15 protein-coding genes are annotated in these 15,982 nt (G+C 68.4%); 10 read left to right on the top strand and 5 right to left on the bottom strand.

Going from position 1 to position 15,982, the window contains the following annotated elements; translation table 11 throughout:
- Window positions 1–10 precede the first annotated feature (10 nt).
- Both F0U60_RS21370 and F0U60_RS21365 read left to right on the top strand, forming a co-directional pair.
- Entirely contained in the window at window positions 11–724 is a 714-nt protein-coding gene (locus F0U60_RS21370; RefSeq protein WP_395822747.1) for a MotA/TolQ/ExbB proton channel family protein, read from the top strand.
- Window positions 725–735: 11 nt separating this feature from the next.
- Window positions 736–1,185, top strand: coding sequence for an ExbD/TolR family protein (locus tag F0U60_RS21365; protein ID WP_395822745.1), 450 nt, complete (start codon window positions 736–738; stop codon window positions 1,183–1,185).
- Between the two features lie 93 nt (window positions 1,186–1,278).
- Here F0U60_RS21365 and F0U60_RS21360 read toward each other — a convergent pair whose 3' ends face one another.
- The 4 genes from F0U60_RS21360 to F0U60_RS21345 all read right to left on the bottom strand — a co-directional run bounded on the left by F0U60_RS21360 (window position 1,279) and on the right by F0U60_RS21345 (window position 5,406).
- Window positions 1,279–3,117: an acyl-CoA dehydrogenase gene (locus F0U60_RS21360; protein ID WP_395822743.1), complete on the bottom strand. Its 1,839-nt coding sequence runs from the start codon at window positions 3,115–3,117 to the stop codon at window positions 1,279–1,281.
- Between the two features lie 172 nt (window positions 3,118–3,289).
- Window positions 3,290–3,943, bottom strand: coding sequence for a MaoC family dehydratase (locus tag F0U60_RS21355; protein WP_395822741.1), 654 nt, complete (start codon window positions 3,941–3,943; stop codon window positions 3,290–3,292).
- Entirely contained in the window at window positions 3,943–4,392 is a 450-nt protein-coding gene (locus F0U60_RS21350; RefSeq protein ID WP_203403837.1) for a MaoC family dehydratase N-terminal domain-containing protein, read from the bottom strand. The genes F0U60_RS21355 and F0U60_RS21350 overlap by 1 nt, the downstream gene beginning before the upstream one ends.
- Before the next feature lie 12 nt (window positions 4,393–4,404).
- Window positions 4,405–5,406 (bottom strand): dihydrodipicolinate reductase, encoded by a 1,002-nt coding sequence (locus F0U60_RS21345; RefSeq protein WP_395822739.1) that lies wholly within the window; start codon window positions 5,404–5,406, stop codon window positions 4,405–4,407.
- A gap of 257 nt (window positions 5,407–5,663) precedes the next feature.
- On the opposite strand from F0U60_RS21345, the gene F0U60_RS21340 reads away from it, so the two are divergent.
- Window positions 5,664–6,770: an HD domain-containing phosphohydrolase gene (locus tag F0U60_RS21340; RefSeq protein WP_203403835.1), complete on the top strand. Its 1,107-nt coding sequence runs from the start codon at window positions 5,664–5,666 to the stop codon at window positions 6,768–6,770.
- A gap of 27 nt (window positions 6,771–6,797) precedes the next feature.
- On the opposite strand, the gene F0U60_RS21335 is transcribed toward F0U60_RS21340, so the two are convergent.
- Window positions 6,798–8,855, bottom strand: coding sequence for a peptidylprolyl isomerase (locus tag F0U60_RS21335; RefSeq protein WP_395822737.1), 2,058 nt, complete (start codon window positions 8,853–8,855; stop codon window positions 6,798–6,800).
- 61 nt (window positions 8,856–8,916) lie between these two features.
- Here F0U60_RS21335 and F0U60_RS21330 point away from each other — a divergent pair, with 61 nt between their 5' ends.
- The 7 genes from F0U60_RS21330 (at window position 8,917) to F0U60_RS21300 (ending at window position 15,979) form a co-directional block, all read left to right on the top strand.
- Window positions 8,917–9,969 (top strand): hypothetical protein, encoded by a 1,053-nt coding sequence (locus tag F0U60_RS21330; RefSeq protein ID WP_395822735.1) that lies wholly within the window; start codon window positions 8,917–8,919, stop codon window positions 9,967–9,969.
- Window positions 9,966–10,940 carry an AAA family ATPase gene (locus F0U60_RS21325; protein WP_395822733.1) on the top strand — a complete coding sequence of 325 codons (975 nt, stop codon included), beginning with the start codon at window positions 9,966–9,968 and terminating at the stop codon, window positions 10,938–10,940. The genes F0U60_RS21330 and F0U60_RS21325 overlap by 4 nt, the downstream gene beginning before the upstream one ends.
- Window positions 10,937–12,262, top strand: a complete 1,326-nt coding sequence (locus F0U60_RS21320; protein ID WP_395822731.1) for a DUF58 domain-containing protein — start codon at window positions 10,937–10,939, stop codon at window positions 12,260–12,262. Before F0U60_RS21325 ends, F0U60_RS21320 begins: the two co-directional genes overlap by 4 nt.
- Window positions 12,263–12,273: 11 nt before the next feature.
- Window positions 12,274–12,375: an HNH endonuclease gene (locus F0U60_RS21315; protein ID WP_395822729.1), complete on the top strand. Its 102-nt coding sequence runs from the start codon at window positions 12,274–12,276 to the stop codon at window positions 12,373–12,375.
- 17 nt (window positions 12,376–12,392) lie between these two features.
- Complete coding sequence (locus tag F0U60_RS21310) at window positions 12,393–12,842, top strand: DUF4265 domain-containing protein (protein WP_395822727.1); 450 nt, start codon at window positions 12,393–12,395, stop codon at window positions 12,840–12,842.
- Complete coding sequence (locus tag F0U60_RS21305; protein WP_395822725.1) at window positions 12,839–12,991, top strand: hypothetical protein; 153 nt, start codon at window positions 12,839–12,841, stop codon at window positions 12,989–12,991. The genes F0U60_RS21310 and F0U60_RS21305 overlap by 4 nt, the downstream gene beginning before the upstream one ends.
- Before the next feature lie 210 nt (window positions 12,992–13,201).
- Window positions 13,202–15,979 carry an SNF2-related protein gene (locus tag F0U60_RS21300; RefSeq protein WP_395822723.1) on the top strand — a complete coding sequence of 926 codons (2,778 nt, stop codon included), beginning with the start codon at window positions 13,202–13,204 and terminating at the stop codon, window positions 15,977–15,979.
- Window positions 15,980–15,982: the final 3 nt, after the last annotated feature.

Here is a 15,982-nt window from a genome sequence, read left to right as displayed (position 1 = left end):
CCACCACTGCATGAGCCTTTCCGACATCCTCCACTACCTACGCATCGGCGGCTTCACACTCGCCCTCCTCATTCTCGCATCCGTGGTGGCGCTGGGTGTGGCCATCGAGCGGCTGATCGCCCTTTGGGGGGTGAGTGAGCGCTCCCGGGCGCTCGGGGACACCGTCCACAAGCACCTGCTGCGTGGAGACATCGCCGCCGCCCGGACGGCCACCGAGCGCTCGGACGCCGCCGTGGCGGACATCTTCCTGGCCGGCTTTGACCGCTTCGAGCGCACCCGGGGCTCGTGTGACGGAGTGGACTCGGCCGTGGAGCGCGAGCGCGCCCAGGTGGGTCTGCGGCTGCGCCGCAACCTGTGGATCCTCGCCACCATTGGCTCGCTGACCCCCTTCGTGGGCCTCTTCGGCACGGTGGCCGGCATCATGAGGTCCTTCAAGGACCTGGGCCTGGACGTGTCGGCCGGAGGCACCGGAGGCACTGCCGCCGTGATGACGGGTATCTCCGAGGCCCTGGTGGCCACCGCGGTGGGCATCCTCGTGGCGGTGCAGGCCATGGCCTTCTACAACTACTTCCAGGCACGGCTGTCCCGCGTGCTCGTGGAGCTGCGGCTCCAGGGTGAGGAGTTCGTCGAGCTGCTGCGCGAGCGTCCGGTGAACACTCCTTCCACCACGGCCTCCTCCGCGGCTCCGGCCCCGGTGGAAGCGCGTCCCCAGCCGGAAGCCTGAGGTCCACGCACATGGCAATGGGCAAGGTACCGGGGGATTCCGAGGGCGAGGACGTCGGCTTCGCTGAGATCAACATCACCCCGCTGACCGACATCTTCCTCGTGCTGCTCATCATCTTCATGGTGACGAGCTCGGTCATCGTGCAGCAGGCCCCTGGCGGCGGCGCCCAGGAGGGCCTCAAGGTGAACCTCCCCAAGGGAGGCAGCACGGACGTCACCGCGCGCGCCACGGATCTGTCCGTGGCCATCCTCGCGGACGGGCGCTTCGTGCTCGGCGGCAACGTGCTCAGCGAGGATGAGCTCAAGCGCGCCTTCGCCGACGCCCAGCAGAAGAACCCGGACACCATCGTCATCGTCCAGGCGGATGAAGGGGTGCCTCACGGCACCGTCGTCCAGGTGATGGAGCTGGCCAAGAGCGCCGGGCTCGGGCAGCTCGCCATCGGCGTGCGCGAGGCGCAGTAACTCCTCGCGGTTCCGACAAACGCCACGAATGAATAAGGGGGCCGCCCTTCACCAGGGCGACCCCCTCTGTCATTCAGGGACGAGCCTTCGACTTCAGATGGTGCCGAACGCCAGGTTGGAGATCTCCACCGGCGAGGCGTCCTCGGTCGCCATCATCCGCGCGGCCTGCTCCACGTTGGGCAGCACGTTGCGCGCGTACCACAGGGCGCTCCACTTCTTGCCCTCGTAGAAGGCCTTCTCGTCGCCCGTGGCCTTCTCGCCCACGCGCTCGGCGATGACGGCCGCGTCCAGCAGCAGCCAGCCCACGGCCAGCTCCGACATCATGTTCAGGAAGCGGTTGGCCGACAGCGGGATGAGCGGCATCTTCGCCGGATCCTGCGACCAGCCCAGGATGGCCATGGCGCTCGCCATCACGCCCTCCTGCGCCGCGGCGAGCTGGCGCACCGCCTCGCCGAGCACCTTGTGCTCGCGGTTGGCCTCGATGAAGCCGCCCACGTCCGCCATGAACTGCTGGAAGTTCGCGCCACCCGCCTGGCCCATCTTGCGGCCCACCAGATCCATCGCCTGGATGTGGTTGGTGCCCTCGTAGATGGAGAAGATCTTCGAGTCGCGCGTGTACTGCTCCACCGGGTAGTCCTGGCAGTAGCCCGCGCCGCCGTACACCTGGATGGCCTGCGCGCACAGCCGGAACGACTGATCCGAGCCGTACGACTTCACCAGCGGCGTGAGCAGCTCCACCTGCCCACGGTGGTAGGCGGCCTGGTCATCGTCTTTGCCCGCCAGCATGAGCGCCTTGTCCGTGTGCATGGCCAGCTTGACGAGGAGCGCACGGATGCCCTCCACGTGCGCCTTCATGTCCAGCAGCATGCGACGCACGTCCGCGTGCTCGATGATGGGCACGCGCGGCGCCGTCGGATCCTTCAGCTTGGTCATGTGCGGACCCTGCTTGCGGTCCTTCGCGTACTCGAGCGCGTTGAAGTACGCCGTGCCCGCCAGCGCCAGGCCCTGGATGCCCACCGCGATGCGCGCGCCGTTCATCATCTTGAACATCTGGCTCATGCCGACGTTCTCGATGCCACCCACCAGCTCGCCCACGCAGCCGTCGTTCTCGCCGAAGTTCAGCACGCACGTGGCCGACGCCCGGATGCCCATCTTGTGCTCGATGGAGCCCACAGACACGTCGTTGGTGCCCGCCAGGCTGCCGTCCGCGTTCACCCGGATCTTCGGCACGATGAAGAGCGACAGGCCCTTGGTGCCCGGCGCCGCACCCTCGATGCGAGCCAGCACCAGGTGGATGACGTTCTCCGCGAGATCGTGATCACCACCGGAGATGAAGATCTTCGTGCCGCGGATGCTGTAGGTGCCGTCCGCGTTCTTGCGAGCGCTCGACTTGGCCGCGCCCACGTCCGAGCCCGCGTGCGGCTCGGTGAGGCACATGGTGCCGCCCCAGGTGCCATTCAGCATGCGCTCCACGTAGAGCTTCTTCTGCTCGGAGGTGCCGCACTCGGCGATCAGCTCCGCCGCGCCGAAGGCCAGCCCCGGGTACATGTTGAAGGCCGAGTTGGCGCCCGAGAGCATCTCCTCGATGAGCACCTGCAGCATCATCGGGCCGCCCTGCCCGCCGTGATCCGGGCTCACCGACACCGTCTTGAAGCCCTGCTCGTAGAGCTTCTTCCAGGCGTCCTTGAAGCCCTTGGGGGTGATGACGGCGCCGTTCTCCAGCCGACAGCCCTCGCGATCACCCGAGGAGTTGAGAGGTCCAAGGACCTCCTTCGCGAATCGGTAGGTCTCCTGGATGACCGCCTTCGCTTCGTCCGGCCCCCAGGCGTCGTAGGGAGCGTGACCGGCGACCTGACTGAAGCCGAATTGCTCGAACAGCGTGAAGAAGATCTCTCGAAGGTCGGTCTTGTAGGTGTTGATGCCGGCGGACATAGCCCCTCCGTACGTGTGAGGGCTCACGGCCGCACAATCGACAGTCCGCGGCCCTCAGTGGGACACCGGAAGGTTACGTCGATTGATTCTAGAGTCAATCCCGAATGACGCCTCGCGTTGGGGCGGCGAACAAGAGCTCGCCGCCGAACGGGGAAATCAGGGAGAGAGGGACCTACTTCTTGGCCTTCTTCATGGCCGCCCCGGGGGTAGCGGGGGCCGTGGCCGTCTTGGCGGCCGGCTTGGAGCCGGTCGTCTTCTTGCCCGACATGCTGGCGGCCCTGCTCTCGTCGTCCTCGACACCCTCGGAGGACTGAGGGGCGGACTGAAGGAGGCTCTCGCGCGGCACATCCACGACGATGGGGGACTGGCCGGCGCGCTGCCGGTTCTCGTCCTCGAGCGAGTAGAAGAGCTGGATGGTGGAGTTGCCCTTCATCACCAGCTCACCGCGCTGGTTCTCCGCCCACAGCTCCACGTCGACGAAGTAGCGGCCTCCCTCGCCATGCCGGTCGCTCACGCGGCCCTTGCAGACAACGGTGTCGCCCGGCCACACCATCTTGATGAAGCGCACGTGGTAGCGCCGCAGCTGACCGCCACGGGCCCAGTCACTGATGAGCTGGCCCAACATGCCCATCACGAGCATGCCCGGGGCATACACGGAGGGCATGCCCACGCTCTTGGCGTAGACCTCGTCCACGTGGACGGGGTTGAAGTCACCGGAGGCGCCGGCGTAGCGCGACAGTTGCACCCGGTCGATGGGGGCCTTGGCCAGCGCGGGCAGTTCGTCTCCGACGCGGAGGCCTTCGAAATAGAGCTTGCGCGCGGGCATCACGGATTCTCCTTGGCGGCGCGGACGATGAGCGTGCGGCGGGCGCGGAACACGAGGTTCCCCTCCTCGTCACGACCCTCGTCCTCGATGACGGCAACATCCATCTTTCCGGCCGGGCCGGTGCGCTCGAGCACGTCCGCCACGCGGGTGGCAACGAAGATGCGGTCCCCGGCGAAGATGGGCCGCTCGTACTCGAAGGACTGCTCGGCGTGCAGCAGGCTCTTGATGCCCACGCCCAGCAGCTCGCGCAGATCCGCGGCCGAGCTGAAGGACGCGGGGAAGGTTGGCGGAGCCACCACGGTGGGGTAACCCGAAGCCCGCGCGTACTCCTCGTCGTAATAGATGGGGTTGTAGTCGCCGAGGGACTCGGCGAAGCGCCGGATGGCGCCCTTCTCCACCTCGTTCAAGAATGGCGGTGAGGCCCGTCCGATGGCGTTCTTGTCCAGCATGTCCCTCTCCCTTTATCGACCGGCCGGAAGCTCGAGCACGGTCAAGAGTCCGGCCTCGGCGGCCGTTACGCGTGGGGCGGCGTTCACCAGCGTGTTGGCAGTCGCCCGATCACCGGGAACGCCTCCCCGAATCTCCAGCTCCAGCTTGGAATCCGCCTCAATCTCGATGCGATCTCCCGGATTGTCAGCCCCCACCGCGATGGTGAGCTCCAACCGCACCCGCTCCTGACCCTCCTCCAGCCCCACCGCGGATTGGAAGATGCCCGCCACCCTCCCCTTCTTCACGGGGAAGGCGCCACCGGTGATGTCCTCCTCGGCGAAGACGGGGACGATCTCCTCCTCGAAGTCGTCACAGTCCAGGCCGAGCCCCAGCGCGCACAGGGCCGCGCTCTCCACCAACCCCACGTGGCCCATCTGCTCCTTGTCCACCAGGGCGAAGAACTCATCCTCGGACAGGCCCGCGCCTATCTTGCGCTGCAGCGCTTCCCGGCGCGTGCGCGCGTCCACCACGCGCGTCACCGTGGCGTGGCGCACCGGGCCGCACGCCTGACCCAGCGTGGCCACCAGGCGATCCATCACGAAGCCCGGATTGACGCCCGTGCCGAGCACCGCTACCCCGGCCTTCTGCGCCGCACGGTCCAGCTTCTCAGCCAGCTCGGGATACTTGAGGAAGGGGAAGGCCAGCTCTTCACAGGTGGAGACCACCGGCATGCCGAGATTCACCGCGTCGAGCAGTTGATCCATCACCTGCTCGAGCCGCGAGCCCGTGGCATGCAGCAGCACGACGCCCTTGCGCCGTCCCACTGCCGCCTCCAGCGAGCCGGCCACCTTCACCTTCAACGCGGGCGTCCCAAGCACTTCGCCGAGGGGGCGTCCGACCAATTGAGGGTTGGCGTCCATCGCGCCGATCAGCTCCACCTCGGGTGAGAGCTGGGCCGCTCTGGCGATCTCCTGCCCGATGACTCCCAACCCCATGACCACCACCGGGACCGGCCCTGCGGAGGCTCTAGGCATCGGAGAACTCTCCAAAAATCAAGGAGTTACACCACATGCTGCAATGTGGCGCACCATAGACCACCCCCAGCCGGACAGGCAAGCGGCTCGTGAGACAGGTGCTCCCTTCTTTTTCGGAAAAGGGAGAGGTTACGGGGGGTTGTAAAGCGAGCAAGAGCGCGAGCCCCCCTCCAGTGGGTGTGACCTTTGGGTCGAAACCCGTGTATAACGGCCCGGTTCTTCAACGTCCGTCCCTTAGGGGTTGGGAGGCAGTATTCATGGACCGCATCCTCGTGGTGGATGACGATCCTCTCATTCTTGCCGCGCTGTCGCGGATCCTCCAGTCGGAGGGTTACGAGGTCGTCACCCACACGGATCCCGCCCAGGCCGCCAAGGAAGAGGGCTTCCAGGTGGTGCTGACGGACTTCATGATGCCGTTGCTCAACGGCGTGGAGCTGCTGCGCACGCTGCGTGAGAAGAATCCACGCGCGGTGCGCCTGATGCTCACGGCGGCGGCGGACTTCCGCACGGCATCCGAAGCGGTCAACCGGGGAGAGGTGTTCCGACTGTTGGGCAAGCCGTGGTCGCTCAGCGAGCTGACCAGTGCGGTGCGCCAGGCCTTCGAGCACTTCCGGCTGGTCGAGGCCAATGAGAGGCTCACGCGAGAGGTTGCCGAAAAGAACGCGGAGCTGACGACGATCAACCGCGATCTGGAGCGCATGGTGGTGGAGCGCACCAACGGCCTGCTCGATGGCCTCATCAGCGCGCTCGACTACCGCGATACCGAGACGCAGTGGCACTCGCGCCGGGTGTCGCTCTACTCGCGCCGCATCGGCGAGGAGATCGGCCTGACGCCCACGCAGCTCGAGGTGGTGGAGCAGGGAGCCCTGCTGCACGACATCGGGAAGATCGGCGTGAGCGACACCATCCTGCTCAAGCCCGGGCCGCTCTCGCCCGAGGAATGGGTGGAGATGCGCAAGCATCCCGAGTACGGCTACAAGATCCTCGCGAAGATGCCCTACCTGCACGAGGCCTCGCTCATCGTGCTGCACCACCAGGAGCGGTGGGACGGCAAGGGCTACCCGCAGGGCCTCAAGGGCAAGGACATCGTCATCGGAGCGCGCATCTTCGCCATCGCGGACACGGTGGATGCCATCACCTCGGATCGCCCGTACCGCAAGGGTCGGCCGATGTCCGTGGCGCGCGATGAGATCAAGCGCTGCTCGGGCACGCAGTTCGACCCCGAGCTGGCTGAGGCCTTCCTGCGCATTCCGGACGCGGAGTGGCAGCGCATCCGCAAGAAGGTCGAGGACATGGAGAACGCGGAGAACGCACTCTGGGCCGGCTTCACGCCGGGCAAGGTGCCCAACCGCGTCGCGAGCTGAGCGCCTCGGCGCTCGTCTCTTCCTCCCTCAGGGCGACACCTCCACGTCGAGGAGGGTGTCGCCCTCCAGCAGGCGATCCACCACCTCCATGCCGTGCGTCACCTCGCCGAAGGCCGTGTAGCGGCCATCCAGGTATGGCTGCGGCGAGTGGGTGAAGAAGAACTGGCTGCCCCCCGTGTCCTTGCCCGACAGCGCCATGCCCAGCACGGCGCGGCGGTAGGGCCGACGGGTGATCTCACAACGGATGGAGTAGCCCGGTCCCCCCTCCCCGTCTCCGCGTGGATCGCCTCCCTGCGCGACGAAGTCCGGCACCACGCGGTGGAAGGCAATGCCACGGAAGTAGCCCTTGCGAGCAAGCGTGACGAGGTTGCCCGAGGTCAGCGGCGCCTCCGCGTCTAGCGCGACAGTGAAGTCCCCTTTGCGCGTGCGGAAGGTGAGCGTGCTCCCTGCTGGAGCGGGCTCGGGGCGGCGTGCGTTCTCCGGCAACTCCACGTGAGGGGCTCGCACGGGCTGACCTGTGAGGCCGGAGAGGGACTCGGCCGCGACCCGGCGCACGTTGGCGTGGGGATGGTTCAACCAGGTCCGCAGCACGGGCTCCGCATCCTTCCCTGCGAGCGCCACCAGTCCGTCCGCCACCGCCGCGACCATGTCCGGCTCCTCCGGCACACGCTCGGCGAGCGCGCGCACCGCGGGCAGCGCCTCCGCGTCCTTCAGCTTCCCGGCCGCGCTCGCCGCCGAGGCAGCCACCACCAGGTCCTCCCCTCCGATGAGCGCCCGCACAGGTCCAGCGGCCTCGGGCACGGGCCGGGCCGACACCGCCTCGAGCGCCGCCAGCTTCACCCGTGAATCCGGATGGGAGAGATAGGGCACCGCGCCGCTCGCGCCGTCCCTGACCCGAGACTGCGCCACCTCGCGCAGGCCGAGCGCCAGCCGCCGCACCTCTGGCACCTGCCCTCTCCCACAGCGAAGGGTCTCGTCAACCTCCCCCTTCAGCCGATCAAGCGCTGCCGCCAGCCGACAGTCGAGGGTCATCAGGTCTCCCACGGCCACCTCGGAGGCCGCCCCCGGCACCACCTCCTGGAGCGACTGCCGCAGCGTCTCCAGCTCCCTTCGCCCTGCCTCCGGCAAGCCCTGCTGAGACAGCGCAAGCAACGCATGGCCCGCGGCGGAATCGCCCCGCGCCACCAGCGCGGCCCGAGGCGCCAGTGCCAGGAGTTCGTCCATCGGCGTGCAGTGCCCGCCACATCGCGAGGCCAGCTTCGCGAGCGCCCGCGCCGCCTCGGCCGATACGCGCGGCACCTCGTCCCCCAGCAGCCGGCCCACCACGGCCGCGTCCTCCGGTCCGCCCGCATCCCCCATGCCCTTCACGCACAGGGCTCGCACGTCCGCGGCCTCGTCCCCAAGGCAACGCCGCAGCCATCCCAGGCCCTCGGCTCGCTTCGCGCTCGCCAGGAGGTAGGCCCCCGCGTACCGGGATTCTTCGGACTGGCCGGGCTGGAGCAGCACCGCGGCTCGCTCCAATGGGACTTCCGCCAAGGACGCACCCCGACGCGCCGCCACACCGAGGGCCGTGGCCGCACGGCTCGCAATCTCCGGACGCTCCTCCGAGAGCCGCTCGGTGAGGCGCTTCACCGCCCCCGGCGTGGCCAGCTTGCCCAGGGAGTCGAGCAAGGTGCGCCGCACGCGCTCGTCCTTCTCCGAGGCCTCAGCAGCCAGCAAGGCCTCCGTCATCCGGGCCTTCTCTGCGTCCGAGAGAGGCTCCCACGAGAGCGCCAGCACTCCAGCGGCGAAGGCGGCCTCGTCACGCACGGGCACCTCGGCGGCGCCCAGCCCGGCCAGCACGGGCTCCAACGTGGAGAGGTCCTGGATGCGGGCGAGCGCGCGCAACGCCCTCACACGCACCAACTCGGGCCCTCGTGTCGCCAGCGCCACGAGCCGTCCGTCCGCCAACGAGCGGCGATCCTCCCAAACGACGAGCTCCTCCCCTCCTCCCGCCTCCGACGCGGGCGGCACGGAGCGGACACAACCCGAGAACACGAGCCCCGACAGCAGACAAGCGGCCACGGCGACGCGCAGAGAGTCCATGAGGGCCCGCCTAGGCCAATTCTCCGCGAAAATCCAGGGGTTAGCCTGTAAGCCGTTTGACTTGGGCCATGGGTCACCGGAAGATGCGCGGCGCTTTCCAGACTCAAGGAGCGCGGTCCTGAACTGCCCTGGCTGTGGCACCAAGGTCGCGGATGGCACCTCCATCTGCCCTTCGTGCGATTACATCATCGATGCCTCGTTCATCTCGACGGATGCCCCCCAAGGCTCGGACGAGGATGAGTTGGAGGCCAGCCCGCCCCCGCCGCGCAAGCAAACCGCCCCCTCGTCTCGACCGGTGCGTACCGCCTCGGGTGCGCGCGGAGGCTCCCGTCCCGCCTCGCGTCCCGCAAGCACGGGCTCGCGTCCTCGAGTCCCCACGGCTTCGAGTCCCCGCGCCCCCGCTCCGGCGGCTGCCGACGAGGACGCCACCAACATCAAGTCCATGGACGAGATCGTCCGCAACACGCCCCAGCGCTCCGCGAGTGGACGCGCCACCGCCGGCGCCCGTCCCGCCCCACGCACGGCTGGCACTCCCCGTGCGGCGGCTCCCACGCCCCGACGCGAGCCAGAGACCGAGCTCGATCCGTCCGACATCAACTACGTCCCCACCCGCGATCCCTACTCCAATACCGGCACCGGGCAGATCGTCGCGCCCGAGCAGGTCATCGAGGACTTCCGCGAGTTCGTGGGCGTGCTGGGCCGCTCCGACAAGATTGCCTTCGCGGGTGGCGTCACCCTCATCATCTCGGCCTTCCTGCCCTGGAAGGAGACGGCAGCGGAGGGAGACATCCTCGGCCTGATGAGCCTGGGCCTCATCGCCGTCCTGGCCGCCATCGGCATCCTCGGTGCCATCGCCGTGCGAGTGCGCCGGCTGATGCCCCACCTCAACGTGCTCGTCCCCTGGCTGGCGCAGCTCGGCCTGTCCGCCTTCTGCATCCTCTGGTGCGTCATCTTCATGAAGATCTCCTACGACGCCACCGAGGTGCCCTCGCCGATGGGCAACGCGACCCTCATGAACTCCTCGCCGAGCTTCGGTGTCTTCCTCGCCCTGCTCGGCGCGCTGACGAGCCTCGGAGGCACGCTGCTTGGACTGAAGGAGAAGCCCGTCTCATGACCTCCTCGTCTTCCCCGGTGGCCGCGCGCACCTCGTCCCAGGGAGGCCCGGCCCTGCAGCGGCTCCTCGACGCGCTGAAGAACACCGTGCTCGGCCAGCCGCATGTGGTGGCGGACCTCGTGACCGCGTTCCTCGCGCGTGGACACGTGCTGCTGGAGGGAGTCCCCGGCGTGGCCAAGACGCTCACCGCGCGCAGCATGGCCGCCGCGCTCGGCCTCGAGTTCACCCGCGTCCAGTTCACCCCGGACCTGATGCCGAGCGACATCCTCGGCACCAACGTCTTCCGGCCCCAGGAGAACGCCTTCCACCTGATGAAGGGCCCCATCTTCACCGAGGTGCTGGTAGCGGATGAAATCAACCGCACTCCGCCCAAGACGCAGGCCGCGCTGCTGGAGGCCATGGAGGAGCGGCAAGTCACCATCGACGGCACCACGCACGTGCTGCCGCCGCACTTCTTCGTGGTGGCCACGCAGAACCCGCTGGAGCTGGAGGGCACCTACCCGCTGCCCGAGGCCCAGCTCGACCGCTTCCTCATGAGGGTGCGCGTGGGCTACCCGCCCCCCGAGGCCGAGATGGACATGGTGCGCGCCTTCCACCAGCGCCAAGGCCGGGCCGCTCAGGTGGAACGGGTATTGGACGCCGCAACCCTCACGGAGCTTCAGGCCCAGGCCGCGAGCGTGGCCTGCGACGAGTCTGTCCTCGCCTACACGGTGCGCCTCATCCGCGAGACGCGCGCCAACCCGCGCGTGCGCCTGGGTGCCTCACCGCGCTCGGCCCAGGCCCTGCTGGCAGCGGCCAAGGCGCGCGCGGCCCTCAACGGCAGCGACTTCGTCACCCCGGACGACGTGAAGGCCGTCTGCCCCAGCGTCCTCAACCACCGTCTGCTGCTCAAGGCCGAGGCGGAGGTGGAGGGCCTCACCGCGGACGACGTGCTCCGCCAGACGTTGGAGCGCGTCCAGGTTCCCCGGTGAGCCTCGGCCGACCCGTCCCCACGGGGCTCGCCGTGGCGCTCGTCGCGGCGGCCCTGGTGCCCGCGGCGCTCGCCGTGGCCGGCTCCGTCTTCCTGTGGCTCGCCGTCGCCCTGGACGTGGCGGTGCTGCTGCTGTGCGCCTGGGACTTCCTCGCCGCCCCACGGGCCTCGGACGTGGAGGTGCAACGCACGGTGGAGCCCGTCCTCTCCTCGGGCATCGCCAACCCGGTCCGCCTGGAGTTGAGCCTGTCCGGCCAGCGGCCCGTACGCGGGCAGGTGCGTGACGAGGTTCCTCCGGGCGTGGACGTGCGCGGTCACCAGCAGCCCTTCTCCCTCTCGCCGGAAGCGCCTCGCGCCACTGTCTCCTACACCCTCACCCCGCCTGCACGTGGAGACTTGCGCCTCGGGGACGTGCACCTGCGCCTGACTGGCCCGCTGGGGCTGTGCGCGCGCCAGGTGCGTGTGCCCACCGGCCAGGACGTGAAGGTGTACCCGGACCTCACCGCCCTCACGCGAGAGGCGCTGGCGCTCGCCGTGGCCTCGGACGCGCCCTCCGAGCGCACCCTGCGCCGCTCCGCCGAGGGCCGCGAGTTCGAATCCCTGCGCGAGTACCGCACCGGAGACGACTACCGCACAGTGGACTGGAAGGCCTCGGCGCGCCGGGGCCGCACCATGGTGCGCGTGTACCAGCCCGAGCGGAACCAGCCGGTGCTGCTGCTGCTCGACTGCGGGCGCCACATGGCGGGCCGGGTGGACGGCCGTCGCAAGCTGGACCACGCGGTGGACGCGGCGCTGCGCCTGGCCAAGGTAAGCCTGGAGGCGGGTGACATGGTGGGCGTGCTCGCCTTCGCCAGCGACGTGCGCGCCTACCTCCCGCCCCGGAAGGGCCGAGAGCACCTGCGCCTGCTCACCGAATCCCTCTACCGCGCCGAGGCCGCCCTCGAGGAGAGCGACTACGGCCGCGCCTACGACTTCGCCTTCGCCCGCTCCTCGCGGCGTTCCCTCGTCGTGCTCTTCACGGACCTGGTGGATCCAGACGCCTCGGGCACACTACTGGCCCGCACGCTGGCCCTGCGCCCCCGTCACCTGCCCGTGGTGGCCTCGCTCCTCGACGAGGATCTCCAGGCCGCTGCCACGGGTGTCCCCGCCTCGGTGCAGGATGCCTACGCGCGGCAGGCCGCCGCCCGGCTCGAAGAGGACTACCAGCGCACGGCCCTCACGCTTCGAGACTCAGGTGCACTCGTGGTGCGAGCTCCCGCGAAGGGCTTCGGCGCCGCCGCCGTCAACACGTATCTGCACGTGAAGTCACGCGGGATGCTGTAGCTGCCATCAGGGTGGATCACGTCATTCCGAGAGCGAAGGGCGGAGACGGAGCGCCCTCGAACGGACAAGTACTCTGCAGGGAGTGCAACAACGAGAAGAGCGACAAGCTCTGACCCTGGAGCACCGTTTCATGCCGGATGAATACGTGAAAGTCCTGTTCGAGCTCGAAAAGGAGGACGAGGATTATCCTCCCGTCGAGTACGAGCGGCTCTGGGCCAGACCCCTGGGCGAGGGCTTATTCGAGATCGACAACATCCCCTTCTTCGTCCGGGGTATCAGTGTCGGCGATGTGGTCGCCGCACAGCAGGGCAAAGGAGAGGTGGTGTTCTCGGAGCTGGTTCGGGCCTCAGGCAACAGCACGCTGCGCATCATCGTCTTCGACGAATCCCACGTAGAGGAGGTGCGTCGCCAGATCCAAGCACTCGGCTGCTCGACGGAGCTGAACGTCTCGAAGATGCTGGGCGTGGACGTGCCTCCCCGGATCGATCTCCAAGCTGTGCGCGAATGGCTCATGGAGAAGCAGTCATCGGGTACCTTGGAGTTCGAGGACGCCTGCATCCGTCACGAGGGGCTTGCTTGAGAAGGCCGGACGGTCTCGAGGAGAACCCTCAGCGCACGGCCCTCACGCTTCGAGACTCAGGTGCACTCGTGGTGCGTGCTCCCGCGAAGGGCTTCGGCGCCGCCGCCGTCAACACGTATCTGCACGTGAAGTCACGCGGGATGCTGTAGCTTTTTCCGTCAAGTCCTCCGTGCACATTCTCGCGCACACACGCCTCGCGGCGACGCTCCCGACGAAAAAGCATGCCAAGCGCTCCGGAGCCGATTTTTCGGCCTCGGAGAAGACCCCCTTTACACGTCCTTCACTCTCAACAAAATGGCCCCCCTTTCGTGCTACACGCCTGTGGGAGCACGTTGTCAGCTACGGACGGAGACAGGGTCTTGTCGGAAGTCGCCAGGGAGTTCAGGGACCTGCGGGTGGAGGTGGATGCGGCGGCGGCGGCGGTGGCGTCGGGGACGGAGGTCCACGGAGACGCTGAGCAGCAGGGCCAGCCGCTGACACCGTTCCACGAGCGTCTGCTCGCCGAGGAGCTCACCATCAAGAGTTCCGACTCGCGCGAGCGGCTCGCGGGAGCACTCGCCGAGGCCAAGGTGGATCTCAACCCCCACCAGCTCGAGGCCGCGTGCTTCGCGTTGGACTCGCTGTCGCGCGGCGGCTGCATGCTCGCGGACGAGGTGGGTCTGGGGAAGACCATCGAGGCGGGCATGGTCATCGCCCAGCTCGTGGCCGAGGGGAAGACGCGCATCCTCATCCTCGCCCCGGCCGTATTGCGGGCGCAGTGGAACAGCGAGCTGCGCGAGAAGTTCGACATCGAGTCGGTGATGGTGGATGGCCGCACGGTGCGCGCCACGGGCAACTGCTTCGATCAGCCCTTCCCCGTCATCTGCTCGCACCCGTTCGCGGCCAACAAGGCACAGCTGGTGGCCGAGATTCCGTGGGACGTGGTCATCATCGACGAGGCCCACCGCCTGCGGAACGCCTACAAGGCGGGCCACAAGACGGGCCAGGCGCTCCGCTCCGCTCTCAGCGGTCGCCCCAAGCTGCTGCTCACCGCCACGCCCCTGCAGAACGATCTGATGGAGCTCTTCGGGCTGGTGACGCTCCTGGACGAGCAGATCCTCGGCCCCGAGCACGCCTTCCGCAGCCGCTACCGGCTGGAGGCGGAGACGGGCGGGCTGCAGACGGACGCCGTCACCGAGCTCAAGGAGCGGCTGGCCCCCGTGGTGCAGCGCACGCTGCGCCGGCAGGTGCGCGAGTACGTCCGCTATACCAACCGCCGCTCCATCGTGGAGGACTTCGCGCCCTCGCCCGAGGAGCAGGACCTCTACGAGAAGGTGAGCGAGTACCTGCGGCGCTCCGAGGTCGCGGCCATCGAGCCGGGCAAGAAGACGCTGCTCACGCTCTGCTACCGCAAGCTGCTGGCCTCCTCCACGTACGCCATTGCCCCCACCCTGCGGCGGCTGGCGGACAACCTCACCAAGCGCCTCGAGGCGGCGAAGCTGGGCCAGCGCGCCCTGGCCCTCTTCGAGCCCGAGGAGGCCAAGCAGTACGTCGAGGAGGGCGAGGAGTGGGCCGATGATCCCGCCAAGCCCGTCAGCATCCGCACGCTCGAGAACGAGATGTGGGAGCTGAAGCAGTACGCGGACCTGGCTGACTCCATCAAGGTGAACGCCAAGGGCGAGGCCCTCAAGCGCGCGCTGGAGCGCACCTTCAAGGTGATGAAGGCCCAGGGCTGGCCGGAGAAGGCGCTCATCTTCACCGAGTCCAAGCGCACCCAGCAGTACCTCTTCAACCTGCTGTCAGCCAACGGCTACGCGGGGAAGATCTCCCTGCTCTCCGGCGACGGTGGAGGCGGCCCGGAGGAGCGCCGCGCGCTGGTGACGGAGTTCCGCGAGAAGACGCAGATCCTCATCTGCACCGAGGCGGGCGCCGAGGGGCTCAACCTCCAGTTCTGCAACCTGGTGGTGAACTACGATCTGCCGTGGAACCCGCAGCGCGTGGAGCAGCGCATCGGCCGCTGCCACCGCTACGGCCAGCAGCGGGACGTGCTCGTCATCAACTTCCTCAACCGGCAGAACGCCGCGGATGCGCGGCTGTACGAGCTGCTGGAGAAGAAGCTCAGCCTCTTCGACGGCGTGTTCGGCGCGTCGGATGAAATCCTCGGCGCGCTGGAGAGCGGCGTGGACTTCGAGCGGCGCATCCTGGACATCTACCAGTCCTGCCGCCACCCGGATGACATCAACAAGGCGTTCGACAAGCTGCGCTCGGACATGGAGGGCCGCATCAGCGCGCGCATGACGGAAGCGCGCTCGGTGCTGATGGAGCGCTTCGACGGTGACGTGCGGCGGCGGCTGCGCATCGCCGGGGCGGTGACGAAGGAGGCGCTGGAGAAGCGCCAGCAGGGGGCGCGCGCGCTGACGGGCTCGGTGCTGGGCAACAGCAGCGCCTCGGGCCGGCTCCAGGTAGCCAAGGCGGCCTACGCCGTCCGCGACAGGACGCACGACGCCATCAACTACCTGCAGCTCAACGCGGCGGGACTGCCGGCACGGCTGGCGCGGCTCGCGGGCAGCGAGGGCTGGTGGTTCGTCTACAAGTTCGAGACGACGGGCCTGAAGGCCGAAGAGAAGATGGTGCACCTGGTGCTGGTGCTGGATCGCGACGGCAAGAGCTTCCGGGCGCTGCCCCTCGCGGACGGCGAGCACTTCGTGAAGCTGGTGGCGAAGGAGGAGCGGCGTCGGCAACCGCCTCCGGTGTCCGTGTCGCTGATGCAGGAACAGGCGCTGATGGCGGCCAAGGAGGAGATCCTCCGGGCAGCGGAGCGGCGCAACGCGCTGGAGTTGGATCTGGCGCGCGAGCGGGCGGACCGGTACGCGGAGGACTGCCTGCTGGAGTCGCGCGAGCAGGTGGAGCGGGCACGCGAGGCCTGGCAGGAGGCCCGCAAGGTGGTGTGCGCGCAGGAAGACCCCGCCGAGCGCGTGAAGGCCCGTGGACACGCGGAGCGCCTGGAGCGCGAATACCGCAAGAAGCTGGCCTCGCTGCGCAACGAGGAGGAGAAGCGTTACGCAGCGAAGGACCGGCAGGTGGCGGACCTGGCCAACAAGTCGAAGGTGACAGAGAAGCGCTCGCTGATCGCCTCCGCCTACTTCTGGCTGTCCTGAGGG

This window comes from Archangium minus (assembly GCF_044360475.1).
GTDB lineage: Bacteria > Myxococcota > Myxococcia > Myxococcales > Myxococcaceae > Archangium > Archangium minus.
This window is presented reverse-complemented; position numbering and strand designations above follow the sequence as displayed.

Bases quoted from the DNA above. Each gene is read 5' to 3' on its own strand.
- F0U60_RS21310 (WP_395822727.1), top strand. From the start codon at position 12,393: ATGCCGGATGAATACGTGAAAGTCCTGTTCGAGCTCGAAAAGGAGGAC.
- F0U60_RS21335 (WP_395822737.1), bottom strand. From the start codon at position 8,855: ATGGACTCTCTGCGCGTCGCCGTGGCCGCTTGTCTGCTGTCGGGGCTC.
- F0U60_RS21365 (WP_395822745.1), top strand. From the start codon at position 736: ATGGCAATGGGCAAGGTACCGGGGGATTCCGAGGGCGAGGACGTCGGC.
- F0U60_RS21370 (WP_395822747.1), top strand. From the start codon at position 11: ATGAGCCTTTCCGACATCCTCCACTACCTACGCATCGGCGGCTTCACA.
- F0U60_RS21345 (WP_395822739.1), bottom strand. From the start codon at position 5,406: ATGCCTAGAGCCTCCGCAGGGCCGGTCCCGGTGGTGGTCATGGGGTTG.
- F0U60_RS21340 (WP_203403835.1), top strand. From the start codon at position 5,664: ATGGACCGCATCCTCGTGGTGGATGACGATCCTCTCATTCTTGCCGCG.
- F0U60_RS21360 (WP_395822743.1), bottom strand. From the start codon at position 3,117: ATGTCCGCCGGCATCAACACCTACAAGACCGACCTTCGAGAGATCTTC.
- F0U60_RS21355 (WP_395822741.1), bottom strand. From the start codon at position 3,943: ATGCCCGCGCGCAAGCTCTATTTCGAAGGCCTCCGCGTCGGAGACGAA.
- F0U60_RS21325 (WP_395822733.1), top strand. From the start codon at position 9,966: ATGACCTCCTCGTCTTCCCCGGTGGCCGCGCGCACCTCGTCCCAGGGA.
- F0U60_RS21350 (WP_203403837.1), bottom strand. From the start codon at position 4,392: ATGCTGGACAAGAACGCCATCGGACGGGCCTCACCGCCATTCTTGAAC.